At 64.4% G+C, this 19,274-nt stretch carries 17 protein-coding genes and 1 tRNA gene; 11 read left to right on the top strand and 7 right to left on the bottom strand.

Annotation, left to right across the window (positions count from 1 at the left end; genetic code table 11):
* Positions 1-13: 13 nt before the first annotated feature.
* Positions 14-670, top strand: a complete 657-nt coding sequence (locus DF200_RS08045) for a sugar O-acetyltransferase (protein ID WP_241520199.1) — start codon at positions 14-16, stop codon at positions 668-670.
* Here the strand turns inward: DF200_RS08045 and prmC are convergent.
* The 3 genes from prmC to rpmE all read right to left on the bottom strand — a co-directional run bounded on the left by prmC (position 658) and on the right by rpmE (position 3,117).
* The gene (gene prmC / locus DF200_RS08040) at positions 658-1,554 is read right to left on the bottom strand and encodes a peptide chain release factor N(5)-glutamine methyltransferase (protein ID WP_109137762.1); all 897 of its coding nucleotides are present in this window, start codon (positions 1,552-1,554) and stop codon (positions 658-660) included. The genes DF200_RS08045 and prmC overlap by 13 nt on opposite strands.
* A 124-nt stretch (positions 1,555-1,678) precedes the next feature.
* The gene (prfA, locus tag DF200_RS08035) at positions 1,679-2,767 is read right to left on the bottom strand and encodes a peptide chain release factor 1 (protein ID WP_109137761.1); all 1,089 of its coding nucleotides are present in this window, start codon (positions 2,765-2,767) and stop codon (positions 1,679-1,681) included.
* A 137-nt stretch (positions 2,768-2,904) separates the two neighbouring features.
* Positions 2,905-3,117, bottom strand: coding sequence for a 50S ribosomal protein L31 (gene rpmE / locus DF200_RS08030; protein ID WP_109137760.1), 213 nt, complete (start codon positions 3,115-3,117; stop codon positions 2,905-2,907).
* A gap of 311 nt (positions 3,118-3,428) precedes the next feature.
* Between rpmE and deoC the strand changes: the two genes are divergently transcribed.
* The 8 genes from deoC to DF200_RS07990 all read left to right on the top strand — a co-directional run bounded on the left by deoC (position 3,429) and on the right by DF200_RS07990 (position 12,747).
* On the top strand, positions 3,429-4,103 hold the full coding sequence (gene deoC / locus DF200_RS08025; protein WP_109137759.1) for a deoxyribose-phosphate aldolase: 675 nt from the start codon (positions 3,429-3,431) through the stop codon (positions 4,101-4,103).
* 150 nt (positions 4,104-4,253) lie between these two features.
* Positions 4,254-5,465 (top strand): phosphopentomutase, encoded by a 1,212-nt coding sequence (locus DF200_RS08020; RefSeq protein WP_109137758.1) that lies wholly within the window; start codon positions 4,254-4,256, stop codon positions 5,463-5,465.
* A gap of 58 nt (positions 5,466-5,523) precedes the next feature.
* Positions 5,524-6,231, top strand: coding sequence for a purine-nucleoside phosphorylase (gene deoD / locus DF200_RS08015; protein WP_109137757.1), 708 nt, complete (start codon positions 5,524-5,526; stop codon positions 6,229-6,231).
* Positions 6,232-6,280: 49 nt separating this feature from the next.
* Positions 6,281-7,231: a sugar-binding transcriptional regulator gene (locus DF200_RS08010; protein ID WP_109137756.1), complete on the top strand. Its 951-nt coding sequence runs from the start codon at positions 6,281-6,283 to the stop codon at positions 7,229-7,231.
* A 169-nt stretch (positions 7,232-7,400) separates the two neighbouring features.
* Positions 7,401-8,699: a pyrimidine-nucleoside phosphorylase gene (locus tag DF200_RS08005; protein ID WP_109137755.1), complete on the top strand. Its 1,299-nt coding sequence runs from the start codon at positions 7,401-7,403 to the stop codon at positions 8,697-8,699.
* A gap of 130 nt (positions 8,700-8,829) precedes the next feature.
* Positions 8,830-10,161 carry a NupC/NupG family nucleoside CNT transporter gene (locus tag DF200_RS08000; protein ID WP_109137754.1) on the top strand — a complete coding sequence of 444 codons (1,332 nt, stop codon included), beginning with the start codon at positions 8,830-8,832 and terminating at the stop codon, positions 10,159-10,161.
* Positions 10,162-10,222: 61 nt separating this feature from the next.
* Complete coding sequence (locus DF200_RS07995; RefSeq protein WP_109137753.1) at positions 10,223-11,179, top strand: nucleoside hydrolase; 957 nt, start codon at positions 10,223-10,225, stop codon at positions 11,177-11,179.
* 134 nt (positions 11,180-11,313) lie between these two features.
* Entirely contained in the window at positions 11,314-12,747 is a 1,434-nt protein-coding gene (locus tag DF200_RS07990) for an MFS transporter (RefSeq protein ID WP_109137752.1), read from the top strand.
* Positions 12,748-12,840: 93 nt separating this feature from the next.
* Here the strand turns inward: DF200_RS07990 and DF200_RS07985 are convergent.
* Positions 12,841-12,917: transfer RNA gene (locus DF200_RS07985), tRNA-Ile, on the bottom strand.
* A gap of 123 nt (positions 12,918-13,040) precedes the next feature.
* Here DF200_RS07985 and DF200_RS07980 point away from each other — a divergent pair.
* Positions 13,041-14,432, top strand: a complete 1,392-nt coding sequence (locus DF200_RS07980; protein WP_109137751.1) for a polysaccharide deacetylase family protein — start codon at positions 13,041-13,043, stop codon at positions 14,430-14,432.
* 42 nt (positions 14,433-14,474) lie between these two features.
* Here the strand turns inward: DF200_RS07980 and DF200_RS07975 are convergent, their stop codons facing one another.
* Together DF200_RS07975 and map are read right to left on the bottom strand one after the other, a co-directional pair.
* Positions 14,475-15,764, bottom strand: coding sequence for a citrate synthase (locus DF200_RS07975; RefSeq protein ID WP_109137750.1), 1,290 nt, complete (start codon positions 15,762-15,764; stop codon positions 14,475-14,477).
* A gap of 216 nt (positions 15,765-15,980) precedes the next feature.
* Positions 15,981-16,757, bottom strand: a complete 777-nt coding sequence (map, locus tag DF200_RS07970; protein WP_109137749.1) for a type I methionyl aminopeptidase — start codon at positions 16,755-16,757, stop codon at positions 15,981-15,983.
* Positions 16,758-16,974: 217 nt separating this feature from the next.
* Between map and DF200_RS07965 the strand changes: the two genes are divergently transcribed.
* Positions 16,975-19,047, top strand: coding sequence for a M13 family metallopeptidase (locus DF200_RS07965; protein ID WP_109137748.1), 2,073 nt, complete (start codon positions 16,975-16,977; stop codon positions 19,045-19,047).
* Positions 19,048-19,057: 10 nt separating this feature from the next.
* Here DF200_RS07965 and DF200_RS10835 read toward each other — a convergent pair.
* Positions 19,058-19,274, bottom strand: a 217-nt coding sequence (locus DF200_RS10835) for a hypothetical protein (RefSeq protein WP_439098324.1), incomplete at its 5' end; no start/stop codon positions are given.

Here is a 19,274-nt window from a genome sequence, read left to right as displayed (position 1 = left end):
CAAAGGATGCACCATGACCATGATTCCACCGATCGAACTGCGCACGCCCCGCGCGAGCGAACGCGAGGAGATGCTCGCCGGGAAGCTCTACGACTCCTCCGATGCCGAGCTCCTGGCCCTGCGGAAGAAGGCCGGCGACCTGTGCACGAGGTTCAACGCCCTTTCACGCAACGACGACGAGGCCAGGGCCGAGGTATTGGACGAGCTGCTGCCGGGCCATGGCGAGGGGCTCGACGTGATGGGGCCCGTCTTCTTCGATTACGGCATCCACACCACGGTCGGCGCCCGCATGTTCGCGAACTTCAACTTCACGGTGCTCGACTGTGTTCCGGTGACGATCGGCGACGACGTGATGTTCGGTCCGAACATCTCGCTGCTGCCGCCGATGCATCCCCTGCGCTGGCAGGACCGTAACGTACGGCGCCACCCGGACGGCGGCTTCTACAACTACGAATACGGCGAGCCGATCGTCATCGGTTCGAACTGCTGGTTCGGCGGCGACGTCACGGTGCTGGGCGGCGTGACCATCGGCGACGGCTGCGTGATCGGCGCGGGGTCCGTGGTGACGAAGGACATTCCGGCGAATTCGGTGGCCGTGGGCAATCCGGCGCGTGTGATCAGGACCATCACCGACGCCGACGCCAGCGTGTATCAGGATTACGCGCGGTAGACGCCGAACAGATATCGCGGGCGCCCGGTGAGGTCGTCGCCGGTGGCGACGTCGCCGAACCCGTGGGCGGCGGAGTATGACCGCAACGCCGCCCCCTGTGATATGTCATGCTCCATGACCAGCGCGCCGCCCGGCCGCAGCAGGCACGCCGCCCGGCCGATGATGCGTTCGGGGATGCGCAATCCGTCCGGGGAGCCGCCGTACAGCGCGGATTCGGGATCGTGGTCGCGTACCTCGGGCTGTTGGGGCACATCGGTTTCGGGCACATACGGGGGGTTCGAGATCACCAGATCGACCGTGCCGTCGAGTTCCGCCAGGATTCCGGGCGACGTGGCGTCGCCGAGCAGGAGATGATACCGGTCCGCGACGTCGGGATGGCCGGCGGTCACAAGGCGTCGGTTGCGTTCCGTCCAGGTGTGGGCGGCTTCGCTCAGTTCGACCGCCCACACCTCGGCATCGGGGACCTCGGTGACGACCGACAGCCCGATCACGCCGCTGCCGGCGCACAGGTCCACGACGCGCGGCCGTCCGCCACGACGATGGGCCGCGAGCCAGTCGAGACCGGCCTGCACCACGGTCTCGGTCTCCGGCCGGGGAATGAACACGCCGGGGCCGACCTCGACGTCGAGATAGCGGAACGGGGCGTGTCCGACGATGTACTGCAACGGTTCGCGCCCGGCGCGACGTACGACCATGGCATGGAACCGTGCGGCATCGAACGCCAGAGGCTCCCCCATCAACACCGCACGGTCCACGTCCCTCGGCTCCACGCCGGCCGCGTGCGCGAGCAGCAGCTTCGCGTCGAACCGCGGGGTGTCGACGCCGGCGGCGGCAAGCGTCCGGGCGGCGTCATCCACGAGGCCGCCGATATTCGGGTTTTCCATCGGAGATTCTCCCTCCCCGGCTCCATCAACCGACTGCCGGTCCGCCTATTTGGCGAAACCGGTCACAAGCACGCCGCGAACCGGCCCCTTATGGACGGTTCGACCAAGTTTCGACGTTTCGCCGTCACTGCTGGGCGGCGGCCAAACGTGCGGCCTCGTCGGCCTGGATGTCGGAGTCGATGACGGCCTGCAGGTCGCCGTCGAGCACGGCGTCCAGATTGTACGCCTTGTAGTTCGTGCGGTGGTCGACGATGCGGTTCTCGGGGAAGTTGTAGGTGCGGATGCGCTCGGAACGGTCGAGCGAACGCACCTGCGAGTGGCGCATGTCGGCGGCCTCGGCGGCCTCCTGCTCATGCTTCATGGCGAGCAGGCGGGATTTGAGCACGCGCAGGGCCGCGGCGCGGTTCTGGATCTGCGACTTCTCGTCCTGCATGCTCACCACGATGCCGGTGGGGATGTGGGTCATGCGCACGGCGGAGTACGTGGTGTTCACGGACTGTCCGCCCGGGCCGGAGCTCATGAAGATGTCGATCTTGAGGTCCTTCGGATCGATCTCGACCTCGTCGTCGTCCTCGTCGGCCTCGGGGAACACGATGACGCCGGCCGCCGACGTCTGGATGCGGCCCTGCGATTCGGTGACGGGCACACGCTGAACGCGGTGCACGCCGCCCTCGTATTTGAGCGACGCCCATACGCCGTCCGCCGGCGCCACGGCCCCCTTGGCGCGGATGGCGATCTGCACGTCCTTCACGCCGCCGAGCTCGGTGCCGTTCTGGCTCTGGATCTCGGTCGTCCAGCCTCGGCGCTCGGCGTACCGCATGTACATGCGCAGCAGGTCGCCAGCGAACAGGGCGGCCTCCTCGCCGCCGGCGCCGGCCTTGATCTCCATGATGGTGTCGCGCGCATCGTCCGGATCGCGCGGGATCAGCGCGGTGCGCAGCTTCTCGCGGGCCCCGGGGATCTCCTCCTCGATGCGCTTGGCCTCCTCGGCGAAGTCGGGGTCCTCGGACGCCATCTCCTTGGCGGCCTCGTAGTCGTCGTTCAGCGACATGTACCGCTGGTACGCGGAGACGATGACGCTCAGTTCGGCGTGGCGACGCCCGAGCTTGCGCATCTTGTCGGGGTCGGAGGCCACCTCGGGCCGGCTCATGTCCTGCTCGATGCGATGGTATTCCTCCAATGCGGTCCTCGCCGCGGGAAACTCTTCTGCCATGTTCGCCTTTTCTTTACGTCAGATGGTCGGGTTACGTCGTATGGTCGGGTTGCGTCGACTGTCTCCAAGCATACAAAAACGCCAGTCATGCGCGTTTTCCGATCGGATCCCACGCAGGACTGGCGTCGCGACGTCTGTTACTTGGCCTTCTTGCCGTAACGCTTCTCGAAGCGGGCCACGCGACCGCCGGTATCCATGATCTTCTGCTTACCGGTGTAGAACGGGTGGCACTTCGCGCACACATCGGCCGTGATGTGGCCGGAGGTGACGGTGGAACGGGTGACGAAGGTGTTGCCGCACGAGCACACGACCTCGGTGGGCACGTATTCGGGATGGATTCCCTGCTTCATAGTTGACTCCTAGGATGTATTTCAGGACCGGGTCGCCATGCCCCTATGGCCTGACGTGAACCGGAACCAACGGGATTATACGCGCAATTCACCGTTTTGACAACCGACGGGGAGGTCGTCGGTCATGATTTCGACGCGGCCGGGCATCGGCGTGTGCATCCGTGCAACGGTGATTCACCGATAATTGAACAAACGTTCATGTGCTTAGGTATACATTTGTAAAAATTGATGATAGGCTTGATTGTGCAAGGCGGCCAGTGACGGCAGCCCCTTCACGAACACCGTGAATAATCAGAAAGGCACAGCCAATCATGTCCCTCACACAGGCACAGCTCGCCAAATACATGGACCACACGCTCCTCAAGGCCAACGCGACCGCCGAACAGATCGACAGCACCGTGGCCGACGCCATCAAGTACGGCACCGCATCCGTATGCATCAACCCCTATTGGATCCCACGCGTGTCCAAGGCCCTCGCCGGCACCGGCATCGCCACCTGCACCGTGATCGGATTCCCCCTCGGCGCCAACACCACCGACGTGAAGGTGTTCGAAACCAACGACGCCATCGACAAGGGCGCCGACGAGATCGACATGGTCATCAACATCGGTGAACTCAAGGGCGGCAACGACGACGTCGTGCTCGCCGACATCAAAGCCGTCGCCGACGCCACCCACGCCAAGGGCAAGCTGCTCAAGGTCATCATCGAGACCGCGTTGCTCACCGACGACGAGAAGGTGCGCGCGAGCCGCCTCACCGTCGAAGGCGGCGCCGACTTCGTGAAGACCTCCACCGGCTTCTCCACCGCCGGGGCGACCGTCCACGACGTGAAGCTCATGCGCGAGACCGTGGAACCCGACTTCGGCGTCAAGGCGGCCGGTGGCATCCACAGCCTCGCCGACGCCTACGCCATGATCGAGGCCGGAGCCACCAGGCTCGGCGTCTCCGCCTCCGTGGTCATCCTCGAAGAGGCCGCGCGGCAGTAGTCCCGCCACCATCCTCCCCGTGTGTCCGGGAGATTCCGCCCCCGGACACACGTCCCCATACCACCGGCCCCGAATCCCCGCACCGTCCCGGCATCATCCTTCGACCGCATCGTTCAACATCCTCTTTCAATGGCGAAAGGAAGCCTTTCCATGGCATACACATACAAACGCGTCCTGACCATCGCGCTGGACTCCATCGGCATCGGCGAGGCGCCGGACGCCGCCCGGTTCGACGACGTCGGCGCCGACACGCTCGGCCACATCGGCGAGTTCTTCGACGGCGGGCTTCATCTGCCCAACCTCGCCCGCATCGGCCTGGGCAACATCCGCGACATCGACCCCGCCGTCCCGCCGATCAAGGGCGTGCCCGCCGCCGACCCCGCCGAGGGCTGCTTCGGCAAGATGACCATCACCTCGCACGGCAACGATTCGCTTGACGGCCACTGGGAGATGATGTGCCTGCCGGTGAGGTTCGAGATGGCGACCTTCCCCGACGGATTCCCCCAAAGCATCGTCGACGCCCTGGAGAGGTTCTCCGGCCGTAAGGTGATCGTCAACAAGCCGTATTCCGGCACCGAGGTGATCCACGACTACGGCGAGCACCAGATGGCCACCGGCGACCTGATCCTCTACACCTCCGGCGACTCGGTGCTGCAGATCGCCGCCCACGAGGACGTGATCCCCCTCGACGAGCTCTACCGCATCTGCGAGTATGCCCGCACGCTGATCAACGGACCCGAGATCGTGATGGGGCGCGTGATCGCGCGCCCGTACGTCGGCCCCGACAAGGACCACTTCACCCGCACGTCGAACCGCCACGACTATGGTTTGGAGCCCATCGCGCCCACCGTGCTGGACTTCCTCCACGACGCCGGATACGACGTGCTCGCCGTCGGCAAGACCAACGACATCTTCTCCGGGCACGGCATCACCAGGGGATGGCGCAACAAAAGCAACATGGACGGCATGGACCATGTGGACGAAGCCATGGCCTCCGACTTCACCGGCCTGTGCTTCACCAACCTCGTGGACTTCGACGCCATGTACGGCCACCGGCGCAACGCCCAGGGCGACGGCGAGGCTCTCATGGCCTTCGACGAGCGGCTCGGCCGGGTGATGGCCAACATGCACGACGACGACCTGCTGCTCATCACCGCCGACCACGGCAACGACCCCACCTACAAGGGCACCGACCATACCCGCGAGTTCGTGCCGATCCTCGCCTACTCCCCCGGCATGCCGAACCCCGGCACGTCGCTCGGCATCCGCGAAACCGCCTCCGACATGGGCGCGACCATCCTCGACAACTTCGGCGTCGAGGGCAACGGGAACGGCACCAGCTTCTTCAACCGGATCAGCTGACCCCTCCGCACGGACGACACAACAACCATCGATCATCGATCACGAAAGGACATCCATCATGGCAACACCCCACATCGAAGCGAATCCGGGCGACTACGCCGACGTCGTGCTCATGCCGGGAGACCCGCTGCGCGCCAAGCACATCGCGCAGACCTTCCTGGAGGACGTGGTGCAGGTCAACGGCGTGCGCAACTGCCTCGGCTTCACCGGCACGTACAAGGGCCATCGAGTCTCCGTGCAGGCCAGCGGCATGGGCATTCCCTCACTGTCGATCTACACCAACGAGCTGGCGACCGTCTACGGCGTGAAGACCATCATCCGCGTGGGCTCCTGCGGCGGCATGGCACCCGACGTCAAGCTGCGCGACGTGCTGCTCGCCTCCGGGTCGACCACCGACTCGGCCGTGGTGACCAACACGTTCGGCCACGGCGTGCACTACGCCCCACTGGCCAACTTCGAATTGCTCGACACCGCCTACCATGTGGCCAAGAAGCAGGGCGTCGATGTGAAGGTGGGCGACATCTTCGCCGCCGACCGCTTCTACAACGACGAGCTCGACATGAAGAAACTCGCGGACTACGGCGTGCTCGGCACCGAGATGGAATCGGCCGGCCTGTATCTGCTCGGCGCGAAGCTGGGCTTCCGGGCGCTGTCGATCCTCACCGTCTCCGACCTCATCTTCGGCGAGGGCAAGACGACGAGCGAGGAACGCGAGAAGACCTTCAACGACATGATCGTCATCGCGCTGGAGACCGCCATCGCGTGAGCCGCCCGGCATCACGATGACGCGACCGACGAACGGACGGGAGCCCGGCATGAACACACAGGCGAAGAAGAACCGCGACGCCCTGAAGGTGGCCAAACTGTACTACCAGCAGGACTACAGCCAGAACGAGATCGCCAAGGCCATGCACATCTCCCGCCCGACCGTCTCCCGTCTGCTGCATTACGCGCGGCAGACGGGACTGGTCCGCATCGACATCGCAGACCCGAGCGGCGACGCACCCGACCTCGCCGAGGCACTCGAACGGCGGTACGGCCTGAAGAAGGCCGTCGTCGTGCCGATGACCAACATCGCGCCGAAGGACCGGCTCGACACCGTGGGGCAGGCCGCCGCCGGATACATCGAATCCATCGTGCGCAGCGACGACGTGATCGGACTGGGATGGGGACGCACGCTGTACGCCATCGGCAAGCATCTGGCCCCGAAGGACGTCCACGACGTGGCCGTCGTGCAGATCAAAGGCAGCGTCTCGAACACGGAGAGCAACAACTACGCCTTCGAAAGCGCCAACGCCTTCGCGGCGGCCTTCCACACCCTGCCGCAGTATCTGCCGTTGCCGGTGATATTCGACCGCCGCGAGACAAGGGAGCTCGTGGAGCAGGAAACCTACATCTCCCACATCTTCGACATGGGCAGGCACGCCAACATCGCCGTCTTCACCGTCGGGTCGGTGCAGGATTCGGCGCTGCTGCTCCGTCTGGGATACCTGACGCGCGACGAACGCGACCTTCTGCGCCGCGAGGCCGCCGGCGACGTGCTCTCCCGGTTCATCGACGACAGGGGACGCATCGTCGACGACGACATCGACGACCGCACGATCGGCCTGCGACCCGAGGAGCTCAGAACCAAGCCGCATAGCATACTCGTGGCCGCCACGCCGATCAAGGTGCCGGCCACCCACGGCGCCATCAGCGCCGGATACGCCAACACGCTCGTCATCGACGAAAACAGCGCAACAGACCTGCTGGAATACGGCGGCTAGCCCATCATGGCCCGGACGGGCCATGCCATCCGTACCGCGTCGTCGACGGTGAACCGACGTGCATCGCCGACGACAACGCAAACGAACAAACGTTCATAAATCGACACTTACATTGGTAAAAAGCCTGGTTGTGATTTATCGTTTTATCAGTGAGGCAAAGGAGCCCATCATGAGAATGACCGACGTCATCGACACCAAACGAAGCGGCGGAACCCTGACCAAGGAGCAGATCGACTTCTTCGTCGAGGGCTACACCGACGGCGCAATCCCCGACTATCAGGTCAGCGCCCTGCTCATGGCGATCTGGTTCAACGGCATGACCGCCGAAGAGACCCGCGACCTGACCATGGCCATGCTGGACTCCGGCGACCGGCTCGACCTGAGCGACATCCCCGGCAAGAAGGTGGACAAGCACTCCACCGGCGGCGTCGGAGACAAGGTGAGCATCCCGCTCGCCCCGCTCGTGGCCTCGCTGGGCATCATCGTTCCGATGATCTCCGGACGCGGGCTCGGCCACACCGGCGGCACGCTCGACAAGCTTGAGGCGATTCCCGGATACACCGTGGAGATCGAGGAGGACGCCTTCAAGCGCCAGCTGCGCGAAGTCGGCTGCATCATCGCCGGAGCCACCGGCAACATCGCCCCCGCAGACAAGAAGATCTACGCGCTGCGCGACGTCACTGACACTGTGGACTCCATCCCGCTGATCGCCGGCTCGATCATGAGCAAGAAGATCGCCAGCGGCACCGACGCCCTGGTGATGGACGTCAAGACCGGCGCCGGCGCGTTCATGAAGAACGAGGACGACGCCGTCGCGCTCGCCCACGCCCTGGTGGACATCGGCAAGGGCGTAGGCATGGACTGCATGGCCGTGATCTCCGACATGAACCAGCCGCTCGGCCTCGCCATCGGCAACGCATTGGAGATCGAGGAATCGATCGCCGTGCTGCGCGGCGAAGGCCCCGACGACCTGACCGACCTGGTGCTCACCATCGGCAGCCAGATGGTCGTGATGGCGGGCGAGGCGTCCGACCTCGACGAGGCCCGGGAAAAGCTCACGGCGAAGATCGCGGACGGCTCCGCGCTGGAACGCTTCCGGGCGATGATCGAGGCGCAGGGCGGGGACGGGCGCGTGGTCGACGACCCGACGATCATGCCGCAGGCACGGTACCGCATACCGATCCTCGCCGAAGAGGACGGCGTCGTCACCGGAATGCGCGCCGACGAGATGGGCATCGCCTCGATGATGCTCGGCGGCGGACGCGCCACCAAGGACGACACGCTCGACTACGCGGTCGGCCTGACACTGAACCACAAGGTGGGAGACGCCGTCCGCAAGGGCGACGTGCTGCTCACCGTGCACAGCGACCGCGAGGACATCGCGGACGTTGAACGACTCATCCGCAGCAACATCACCATCGGCGAGGAGGCCGAGCCCATCACGCTGATCCACCGGGTCATCGTCTGATCCGACGCATACGCCGGACCGACGCCCGCGACCATTCACCACGACATCAATCAATCGACACAAACGCCCACTACCGTGGGTATGAGTGCCATGCGCACTCGGGAAAAAGAGAACCAAAGGAAGGGAACTCATGTATCTCGCGATAAACATTCTGGGCCTGGTGGTCTTCCTGGCCCTGGGCTGGGTATTCTCCCACAACCGAAAAGGCATCGACTACAGATCCGTGGGCTGCATGCTGGCCCTGAATCTCGTCATCGCCTGGTTCCTCACCAGCTTCGAGTGGGGACGCGCCGCAGTGAAGGCCGCGGCCGACGGATTCGCCGCCATCGTCAACATCTCCTACAAGGGCGTCAACTTCGCCCTCGCCAACTGGGTCGGCGCCGATGGCACCAACCCCGCACCGGTGAACTTCATCGCCAGCGCACTGCTGCCGATCCTGCTCATCGTCCCGCTGTTCGACATCCTCACCTACATCGGCTTCCTGCCGTGGGTCATCAAGTGGATCGGCCGCGGACTGAGCTTCGTCACCCGCCGTCCGAAGTTCGAGACCTTCTACGCCGTCGAGATGATGTTCCTCGGCAACACCGAGGCCCTCGCCGTCTCCAAGGTGCAGCTGCAACGCATGAAAGCCGGGCGCAACGTCACGCTGGCCATGATGTCGATGAGCTGCGTCACCGCCGCCATCATCGGCTCCTACATCCAGATGGTGCCCGGCGAGTTCGTGATCACCGCCATCCCGCTGAACTGCATCAACGCCCTGATCGTCAGCCACATGCTCTACCCGGTCGAGGTCACCAAGGACGAGGACGTGATCTACAGCCTGGGCGACCCCGCGTCCGAGGACGACGTCGTGGAGCTCACCGCCGAGGAGCAGACCGCCAAGGACAAGGCCATCGAGGAATACAAGGCCCTGCCCTGGTACAAGAAGCTCCTCAAGCACGACCCAAGCAAGCCGGTCAAGGAACCGTTCTTCTCCTTCCTCGGCGACTCCATCCTCGGCAGCGGCAAGCTGATCCTCATCATCACCGCCAACGTGGTGGCCTTCGTGGCACTCGCCGCGCTCATCGACGCCGGTCTCGGCATGATCTGGGACAAGCTCTCGCTCGAATCCATCCTCGGCGTGATCATGTACGTGCCGGCCTGGCTCATGGGCCTCGATCCGGGCACCGCATGGGAGTTCTCGCAGCTGATGGGCCTCAAGCTCGTGACCAACGAATTCGTCGTCATGGGCCAGATCACCGGCGAGGTCGCCACCTACGCCGCCCACTACAAGGCCGTGCTCACGGTGTTCATCACCTCCTTCGCCAACTTCTCCACGCTGGGCATGGTCATCGGCTGCTTCAAGGGCATCGTCGACAAGGAGAAGAACGACGCCATCTCCAAGCAGGTCGGCCGAATGCTGCTCTCCGGCATCCTGGTCTCCCTGCTCTCCGCCGCCACCGTCGGTCTGTTCGTCTGGTGACACGCGGACGATAGAACCTACCCATAAGGCTCACCACTCACAAGACTCATAAGGGGAATCCATGACCAAGAAACTCATCCTCGATCTCGACACCGGCATCGACGACACCCTCGCCACCGCCTACGCGCTCGGCAGCCCGGAGGTCGAACTCATCGGCATCACCGGAACCTACGGCAACGTGCTGCTCGACCAGGGCGTACGCAACGCGCTCGCGGTCACCGACCTGTTCGGGCACCCCGAGGTGAAGGTGTACAAGGGCCTGCCCCACGCCAGCACCAAGGACTCGTTCGCAGTGCAGCCGGTCTCCGCGTTCATCCACGGACAGAACGGCATCGGAGACGTCGACATCCCCGATTCGGACCGCGAACCGGAGACCGAACCCGCCGTCGACTTCATCATCGATGCGGTGAAGACCTACGGCAAGGACCTTGTCTACGTGCCGACCGGACCGATGACCAACATCGCCGCGGCCCTGGACAAGGCACCCGAAATCAAGGACGAAATCGGCGGCATCGTCCTCATGGGCGGCGCGCTCACCGTCTGCGGCAATGTCTCCGCATGGAGCGAGGCGAACATCTCGCAGGACCCGGACGCGGCGAACCGGCTGTTCCGTTCCGAAGCCCCCGCCACGATGATCGGCCTCGACGTGACCCTGCAGACGCTGCTCACCTACGAGGAGACGCGGCGATGGCGCGCCCTCGGCACGCCGGCAGGCCGGTTCCTCGCCGACATGACCGACTACTACATCAAGGCGTACGAGACCACATCGCCGCATCTGGGCGGATGCGGACTGCACGACCCGCTCGCCGTAGGCGTGGCGGTGGATCCGAGTCTGGTCACCACGCTCGACATCAACATGCAGGTCGACGTCGAAGGCCCCACCCGCGGACGGACCATCGGCGACAACGAGCGGCTCAACGACCCGGTCAAGACCATGAAGGTCGCCGTCGGAGTCGACGTGCCGCGGTTCCTCAACGAGTTCATGACCCGCATCACCGGCCTCGCCAAGGCCGAATGACACCCCCTGTCGGCCTCCGGAAAACCCGGGGGCCGACAATGTATCCGGCATATGCGGCCCTTCGGCTCCCCCGCACGACAACACGACAAATAACGAGCCGATTACCCAGACGGTTCTATAGGAAGTAGGATTTCATGAGCAATCGGCCCTCCATCACGGCAGCCGAACGAACGCCCGACCAGACCAACGACGAGGTCGCCGCGAAAGCACGCAAAACGCTTATTCCGCTGCTGTTCATCTACATGCTCGGCACCCTGTGCCTGCAGGCGTTCAATCTGGTGTTCCAACAGGTCGGCGCCGACGTCGGCGCCGCCGGACAGGCATCGCTGATCACCGCCGTCCCCGGCGTCGTCCTCGGCATCGTCTGCTTCGTCTACGGATCGCTCTGCGACTTCTCCTCGCTCAAACGCATGACCATGTTCGGGCTCGTGCTGCTCTGGGCCGGCTCGCTCCTGGGATTCGTGCTGCATGGCAGCCTGTTGGAGATCATCGTGTTCCGAGCCATACAGACGGCCGGATTCCAGGCCGCCGGCTCCGTATACCTCGTCATCGTGGCGCGATACCTCCACGCCGGCAGGAAACTGCTGTACTTCGGCATGTTCACGGCCGCCTACCAGCTCGCCACAGCCATCGGCGTCGTCAGCGGCGGCGTCGTCAGCGCCATCGACTGGTCATACCTGTTCCTCATCCCCATGGCCTCGATCCTCGTGGTGCCCACACTGTTGGCCAACCTGCCGCACACCACCGGAAAAGCCGCGCACGTGGACGTTCCCGGCTTCATCATCTTCGCGCTCGCGGTGCTGCAGCTCACCCTGTTCTTCTCCGATCTGCACTGGCCGCTGCTCGTAGGATCCATCGTCACGTTCGCCGTGTTCGCCGTCTACATCGGCAGGGCGCGCGACCCGTTCATCACCCCGGCGTTCTTCCACAACACCCGTTGGTGGAAGGCCGTGGCTCTGATGTTCCTCTTCTACTTCACCAACTTCTCCATCACGCCGTTGTACAACGCCATGGGCGCAAGCATATACGGCATGACCAGCGCGCAGGTGTCGCTCGTACTGTTGCCGGCGCTGATCATCGCCACCGTCAGCGGCACGTCGTCCGGTGCCATCGTCGGCAGGCTCGGACGCAGGACCACCATCACGCTCGGCGCCTCGCTCATGTGCCTGGGCACGCTGAGCGCGGCGTTCAGCGTGCTTGCCGGACCGGTGGCCCTGGCCATCTGCATCGCATTGTTCTACGGCGGCATGGCCATGCTCTACTCCCCCACCGTCGACACCGTGCTGGGCACGCTGCCCGCCGAACAATCCGGACGAGGGGTTGGCATGAACGATCTGGCCATGCAGGGTGCCGGCTCGATCGGCATCGCCATCTTCGGCACGCCCATCGCCACGAACTCCCTTTCCGGCGGCAACATGGCGACGAATCTCATCGGCGCGACGGGCGCTGCCGCGAACTACACGAATCTGCTGCTCATCTACGCGGCGATCATGGTGTTCGCGATCATCTGGTTCCGGGTGAACAGCCGTTCCATCTACGCGGAGGGTACGACGGAATCGGAGAAGTAACAGACGGGAACCACCAGACTCGACGAACGAGAACAAACCGCATGGAATCAGGGAAATCGTCAGGGGATCACCATGATCGTCAGGGGATCACCATGGTGGGGCCTCAGGGGCTTGAACCCTGGACCGACGGATTATGAGTCCGCTGCTCTAACCGACTGAGCTAAGGCCCCACGTCGCCGAAACGGCAACTTGGCAATGATAGCAAAAACCACGGAAGTCCGCTGACACGCCTTGATGCCGGTGCGTTACAGTTTTCATGGCAGCATATCGAAGACCGAAGAAGCAGGGAAACCATGGCCAAGCATTCCGCAGCAAGCGTCCGGGGAGCGCGGCGCCGTAGACCGCTCATTATCGTCATCGTCATCGCGATGGTCGCCGCGATCGCCGTCTCGGGCGGCGTGGCGTATTCACGGCACAACCGGCATGTGCAGGCGATGAGCCGATGCACCGCGGCGCGGACGACGCTGCTCGACGCCGCCACAGCACTGGGGAAGGCGGTCTCGGCCACCGAATCCGAGGCCGGGACTCAGCCTTCGGCCGTGGAGGACCCCGCTACGGTCGCCACGTTGCGCACCGCCGTGGCAGAGGCGAAGACACTGGTCTCCGACGCCAACGACGGCGAACGGTACCGGTGCGACGACGCGATGTCCGCGGACGATCTGACGACGCGCACGCAATCATTGACCGACGCGGGGAAGGACGCCTCACAACGCGCCAAGGCCATCGCCGCAGATGCGACGACCGTGCGCCGCGGCGTCGCGAACAAGACCAACGCCGCCATCCGGTTCACGCTCACGGCTGCGGTATCCCAGTCCAAGGGCCTGCTCGACCAGACCGACGGCAAGGTGACCGACGAATCCACGCGCACCAGGCTGCAGCAGCTCATCACCGCCGCGGACGATCAGCTCAACGGCAACGACATCATCACCGACAAGACCGTCTACCAGCGGTCCATCGACCAGCTCAATCAGGCCATGGACAAAGTGACCGCATCGAACATCGCCAAACTGGGCGTGGACTGCACGAAGGCCAAGTGCGTGGCGCTGACGTTCGACGACGGCCCCGACGCCGCCAATACGCCGCCGGTCATCCAGGCGTTGAAGAAGACCGGGACGACGGCCACGTTCTTCTCGGTCGGCGAACACATCACCGACAAGACGTCGCCGATGCTCAAGGAGCTGGCCGGCGCCGGATATCCGATCGAGAACCACACATGGAATCATCCCCATCTGCAGACGCTGGGCAAGGCCGACGTGGTCTCGCAGCTGACGAGGACCAGTACCGCAGTGGAGAAGACCGTCGGCACCTACCCCTCGATGATCCGGCCGCCATACAGCGAATGGAGCAACGACGTGCGAGACCAGGCCGTTGCCATGAACTCGTCCATCATCAACTTCAACGTGATGGGCTACGACTGGGAGAAGGACGCCGACGGCGTCTACGACGAGGTGCTGCAATGGACCCGCCCCGGCGACATCATCCTGCTGCATGATCTGCAGGGCAGCACGGCGAAGGCGACCGAACGCATCATCACCGACCTCAAGGCCAGGGGGTATACGTTCGTCAGCGTGCCGCAACTGCTCGGGGAGCGTCCGAAGCCGGGATATGTGTACTATTCGCGAGACCAGATGGTCAGGCCGGGCGAGCCGTGGAAGCCCTCCACGAACTACGCCGTGCAGTGGTAGGGAAACGCGGAACGATTCCGCCCCACGTTCCCCGGAGACGGCCTAGGGACGGTTCTCGATCGGCACGAAATCACGCTGCGGGGACCCGGTGTACACCTGACGCGGACGGCCGATCTTCGTGGCCGGGTCGGCGAGCATCTCACGGTATTGGGCGATCCAGCCGGGGATGCGGCCGAGCGCGAACAGCGTAGTGAACATCTCCTGGTCGAATCCGATGGCCCGGTAGATGAGACCGGTGTAGAAGTCCACGTTCGGGTAAAGGTGGCGCGAGACGAAATAGTCGTCATGCAGGGCGATGTCCTCCAGTTCGAGCGCCACGTCAAGCAGGTCGCGTTCGCCGGCGAACGCGTCTCCGCGCAGCTCCATGATCTGCTCAAGGTATTTCTTGGCGATGGCCGCGCGCGGATCATACGACTTGTACACGCGATGGCCGAGGCCGGAGATGCGATGCCCCTCTTTTTTGGCCTCCTCCACGAACTCCCGTACGCTTTTGCCGGAGTCGCGGATGGCTTCCAGCTGACGCAGCACGGCCTCATTGGCGCCGCCGTGCAGAGGGCCCGACAGCGCGTTGATGCCGGCCGCCACTGCGGAATACAGGTTGGCATGGGCGGAGCCGGCGATGCGCACCACCGACGTGGAGCAGTTCTGCTCGTGATCGGCGTGGATGATGAGCAGCTTGTCGAGGGCGTCGACCATGAGCGGGTCGGATTCGAACTGCGTGTATGGCACGGCGAAGCTCATGCGCAGGAAGTCGTCCACATAACCCCGCGAATAGTCGGGGTACAGCAGCGGCTCGTCGCGGCGGCGGCGCCAGATATGGGAGACGATGGTACGCACCTTGGCCATGATGTTCGCGGCGGCGGCATCGAGCTGCCCCGGGTCGTTGATGTCGACCGTGTCGGGATGGTAGGCGGCCAGCGCGTTGACGGCGGAGGCGAGCACGCTCATCGGATGCGAGTCGCGCGGGAACGTTCCGAGGAACGTGCGGAAGTCCTCACCGATGACCGTGCGCCGCAAGATGCCGTCACGAAATGTCGTGTACTGCTCCGAATTCGGCAGTTCGCCGTGCTGGAGCAGCCATGCGACCTCAAGGAAGTTCGAATGCTCGCACAGCTGGCTGATAGGGTACCCACGGTAGCGGAGCACCGAGTTGTTGCCGTCGATGAACGTGATCTTGGATTCGCACTGCGCGGTGGTGAGAAACCCGGGGTCGAGCGTGACCCAGCCGTCATTGCGCAGCTTCGAGACCACGATGCCGTCGGGCCCGCTGGTGGCCTTGACCACGGGCAGGTCGTACGCTACGGACTCCACCTCCAGCCTTGCTGTTGACATATTCCCTCCTTGATACCGCTATGGCACCGTAGTCGTGCCGTGTTTGCATTAGGTTACCGCATGATCGTGCAGAACGCCGCCGTTCGCCCACGTAGTGGGGACTGCGCCGCCGGAGGGCAAGGCATGATCGGGATCCCGCAGCCGGTCCGGTATCACGGCGAAACGCCTGGAACGACGATCATGCCATCGGATTCCGCGCGTACGACGGCCCTGGCGTCAGTCGCGGGCGGTGAGGATGATGGGGTCGCCGTCGGTGATGGCGATGGTGTGCTCGGTGTGCGCGCCACGCGAACCGTCGGAGGAACGCAACGTCCATCCGTCCTTCGGGTCCTGATAGATCTCGTCGGTGGTCTTGAGGAACCACGGTTCGATGGCGATGACCAGCCCCGGACGCAGACGGTAGCCGTGATGGGCCTTGCCGTCGTTGGGCACGTGCGGGTCGCCGTGCATGATGTGGCCGACGCCGTGGCCGCCGAATTCGAGGTTGATGGTGTATCCCTGGGATCGCGCCACATCCCCGATGGCGGAGGAGATGTCGCCGAGACGGTTTCCGGCGCGGGCCTGGTCGATGCCCGCGGCGAGCGCGTCCTCGGTGCACTTGATGAGGCGAAGGTCCTCGGGGTCGGGGTCGTTGCCGACGACGAAGCTGATGGCGGAGTCGCCGACCCATCCGTCGACGTTGATGGCGAGGTCGAGGGAGACGAGGTCGCCGTCCTTGAGGTTGTAGTCGTAGGGAACGCCATGCAGCACGGCGTCGTTGACGGAGGTGCAGATGTAGTGCGCGAACGGTCCGGTGCCGAAGTCGGGGGCATAGTCCACGTAGCAGGATTCGGCGCCGTTGCGCGCCTCGATGCGCTGCTTGACGAATTCGTCGATTTCGAGAAGGTTGGTGCCGACCTTGGTCATTTTCCTCAGGTCCTTGAGGATGGATCCGACGAATTTGCCGGCCGGGCGCATTTCCTTGATTTCCTGGGGGGTCTTGAGTTCAATCACGTCTGATTCGCTTTCTACGATTGTTTCCCATCCACATTACTTCAACGCCATGCCATCATCGTCGATAATTTGATAACCATTCTCATATAGTGGCCGGTCGGCCATGTTTTCGGCGGGGATGGCGCCAGCGGCCGATATTCGGAGCCTCCATGAAACCTCCCATGAAAACGGACCGCGACGATGGCGTTAGTAGGGCTGGACCGTTACTCTGGGGATTATGACAGACTCGCTTATCTCCGGCATCGACCCGGCATCTTTCTCCTCCGTCATCAAGCCAGCCGACGATTTCTTCCGATACGTCAACGGACCGTGGATCGACACGTACATCCTCCCCGCCGACCGCGCACGGTTCGGCGCGTTCGACAAGCTCGCAGAAAACGCCGAGCAGGATGTACGCGACATCCTTGAGGACGACGACAGCCCGGCCATCAAATCGGCCATCCTGTACCGTTCGTTCCGCGACGAGAACGCCATCAACGCCGCCGGCATCGAACCGATCCGCCCCGACCTCGAAGCCGTGGATTCGGCCTCCGACAAGACCGAGCTGACCCGCGTGCTCGGCATGCTCAATCCCGCGGGAGGCCCGGATCTCATCGGCCTCATGGTGTATCCGAACCCCGGCGACCCGGAGCACAACATCACGCATGTGGAGCAGGAGGGTCTGGGACTGCCCGACGAGGCGTACTACCGCGAGGAACGGTATGCGGCGGTGCGTGACGCCTACGTGGACATGGTCTCCGCCCTGCTTCGGCTTGCCGGCTATGCGAAGACCGGCGACGAGGCCGACGAACAGGCGAGGCGGTTCCTCGACGTGGAGACCCGCATCGCCAAGCACCACTGGGACGTGGTGGCCACCCGCGACGAGGACAAGACCTACAATCCGATGGACTACGCCCAGCTGAAGGCCGCGCTCCCCTCGTTCGACATCGAAACGTGGGCGCGCGCCTGGCAGAACGCCTACGACGTGACGGCCGCGGCCTCGATGCAGCCTGTCGACATGACCACGGTGCTGTCGCACGTCATCGTGCACGAGCCGAGCTTCCTCACCGGCATCGACCGGTTCTGGAGGGATGCGGACCTTGAGGACCTCAAGCTGTGGGCGCGCGTGCATATCATCAACAGCTGGTCGCATTTCCTCAGCGAGGACTTCGACAAGACGAGCTTCGACTTCTACGGCAAGGTGATGTCGGGCACCGCCGAGCAGCGCGACCGCTGGAAGCGCGGCGTCTCGCTGGTCAACGGCATCTGCGGCGAGGAGGTGGGCCGCGAGTATGTGCGCCGGCACTTCCCCGAATCGTCGAAGGCGCGCATGGAGGAGCTGGTCGGCAACCTGATCAGGGCGTACCATGCGTCGATCCTCGCCAGCGACTGGCTGGGCGAGGACACGAAGGCCAAGGCGCTGGAGAAGCTCGCTAAGTTCACCCCGAAGATCGGATACACGAACCATTGGCGCGATTACAGCGCGCTGAGCGTCTCCGACGACCTGTCGCTGGTCGACAACCTGCGCAACGCCTGGCGCTATGGGGCGGGATACCAGCTGGCCAAGGCCGGCAAGGAGGTCGACAGGGACGAATGGCTGATGAACCCGCAGACGGTGAACGCCTACTACGAGCCGACGATGAACGTCATCGTGTTCCCCGCCGCGATCCTTCAGCCGCCGTTCTTCAACCCTGACGCCGAGGACGCCGCCAACTACGGCGGCATCGGCGCGGTGATCGGCCACGAGATCGGCCACGGATTCGACGACCAGGGGTCGAAGTACGACGGCGACGGCAGGCTGCATGACTGGTGGACGGCCGAGGACCGCGAGAACTTCGAGAAGCGCACGAAGGCGCTGATCGACCAGTACAACGGCTTCGTGCCGCAGCAGCTGGCCGAGAAGTACGCGCGCCAGGGGCAGCCGGACAAGGCACCGCACGTGAACGGCGCGCTGACCATCGGCGAGAACATCGGCGACCTCGGAGGCGTGAACATCGCCATCAAGGCGTATGCGCTGGCTTTGGGCGCCGACGACGGGACGCCGGAATCGGTCGCCGCGGCGCTCGACCACGCGCCCGTCATCGACGGCTTCACCGGCGTGCAGCGGTTCTTCCTCTCGTACGCCTCGGTGTGGCGCGGCAAGAACCGTGACGAGCTGGCAGAACAGTATCTGCAGATCGACCCCCACTCCCCGGCCGAATTCCGTACCAACGGCATCGTACGCAACGTGGACCTGTTCTATCAGGCGTTCAACGTGACCGATGCCGACGCCATGTGGCTCGCCCCCGAGGACCGAGTCCGCATCTGGTAACGCTCCGGTCTCAGAGGTCGGGTTCGTCGGGAGGGGGCTCCATGTCGCCGAACTCCTCCGACGCCGGAGCCGTCTGCGCCGCGTCGGCTGCGGCATAGGGGTCCCGCCCCGGCAAGGAGGCGGAGGCGGCCTCCGGACCGCCGGATGTTCCGGAGGTCGCCGTGCCCCCTTGGAGGACGTTCGGCGACGCCCCGCCTCCCGACCCCGCGGCGGCATCCCCTCCGCCT

Source organism: Bifidobacterium catulorum (assembly GCF_003129925.1).
Lineage (GTDB): Bacteria > Actinomycetota > Actinomycetes > Actinomycetales > Bifidobacteriaceae > Galliscardovia > Galliscardovia catulorum.
Note: the sequence above shows the minus strand (reverse complement) of the source record. Positions and strands in the feature narration are given on the sequence as shown.

What these genes read in the sequence shown, in the direction of transcription:
- DF200_RS08045 (WP_241520199.1), top strand. Translation starts at nt 14, where the DNA reads ATGACCATGATTCCACCGATCGAACTGCGCACGCCCCGCGCGAGCGAA.
- prmC (WP_109137762.1), bottom strand. Translation starts at nt 1,554, where the DNA reads ATGGAAAACCCGAATATCGGCGGCCTCGTGGATGACGCCGCCCGGACG.
- prfA (WP_109137761.1), bottom strand. Translation starts at nt 2,767, where the DNA reads ATGGCAGAAGAGTTTCCCGCGGCGAGGACCGCATTGGAGGAATACCAT.
- rpmE (WP_109137760.1), bottom strand. Translation starts at nt 3,117, where the DNA reads ATGAAGCAGGGAATCCATCCCGAATACGTGCCCACCGAGGTCGTGTGC.
- deoC (WP_109137759.1), top strand. Translation starts at nt 3,429, where the DNA reads ATGTCCCTCACACAGGCACAGCTCGCCAAATACATGGACCACACGCTC.
- DF200_RS08020 (WP_109137758.1), top strand. Translation starts at nt 4,254, where the DNA reads ATGGCATACACATACAAACGCGTCCTGACCATCGCGCTGGACTCCATC.
- deoD (WP_109137757.1), top strand. Translation starts at nt 5,524, where the DNA reads ATGGCAACACCCCACATCGAAGCGAATCCGGGCGACTACGCCGACGTC.
- DF200_RS08010 (WP_109137756.1), top strand. Translation starts at nt 6,281, where the DNA reads ATGAACACACAGGCGAAGAAGAACCGCGACGCCCTGAAGGTGGCCAAA.
- DF200_RS08005 (WP_109137755.1), top strand. Translation starts at nt 7,401, where the DNA reads ATGAGAATGACCGACGTCATCGACACCAAACGAAGCGGCGGAACCCTG.
- DF200_RS08000 (WP_109137754.1), top strand. Translation starts at nt 8,830, where the DNA reads ATGTATCTCGCGATAAACATTCTGGGCCTGGTGGTCTTCCTGGCCCTG.
- DF200_RS07995 (WP_109137753.1), top strand. Translation starts at nt 10,223, where the DNA reads ATGACCAAGAAACTCATCCTCGATCTCGACACCGGCATCGACGACACC.
- DF200_RS07990 (WP_109137752.1), top strand. Translation starts at nt 11,314, where the DNA reads ATGAGCAATCGGCCCTCCATCACGGCAGCCGAACGAACGCCCGACCAG.
- DF200_RS07980 (WP_109137751.1), top strand. Translation starts at nt 13,041, where the DNA reads ATGGCCAAGCATTCCGCAGCAAGCGTCCGGGGAGCGCGGCGCCGTAGA.
- DF200_RS07975 (WP_109137750.1), bottom strand. Translation starts at nt 15,764, where the DNA reads ATGTCAACAGCAAGGCTGGAGGTGGAGTCCGTAGCGTACGACCTGCCC.
- DF200_RS07965 (WP_109137748.1), top strand. Translation starts at nt 16,975, where the DNA reads ATGACAGACTCGCTTATCTCCGGCATCGACCCGGCATCTTTCTCCTCC.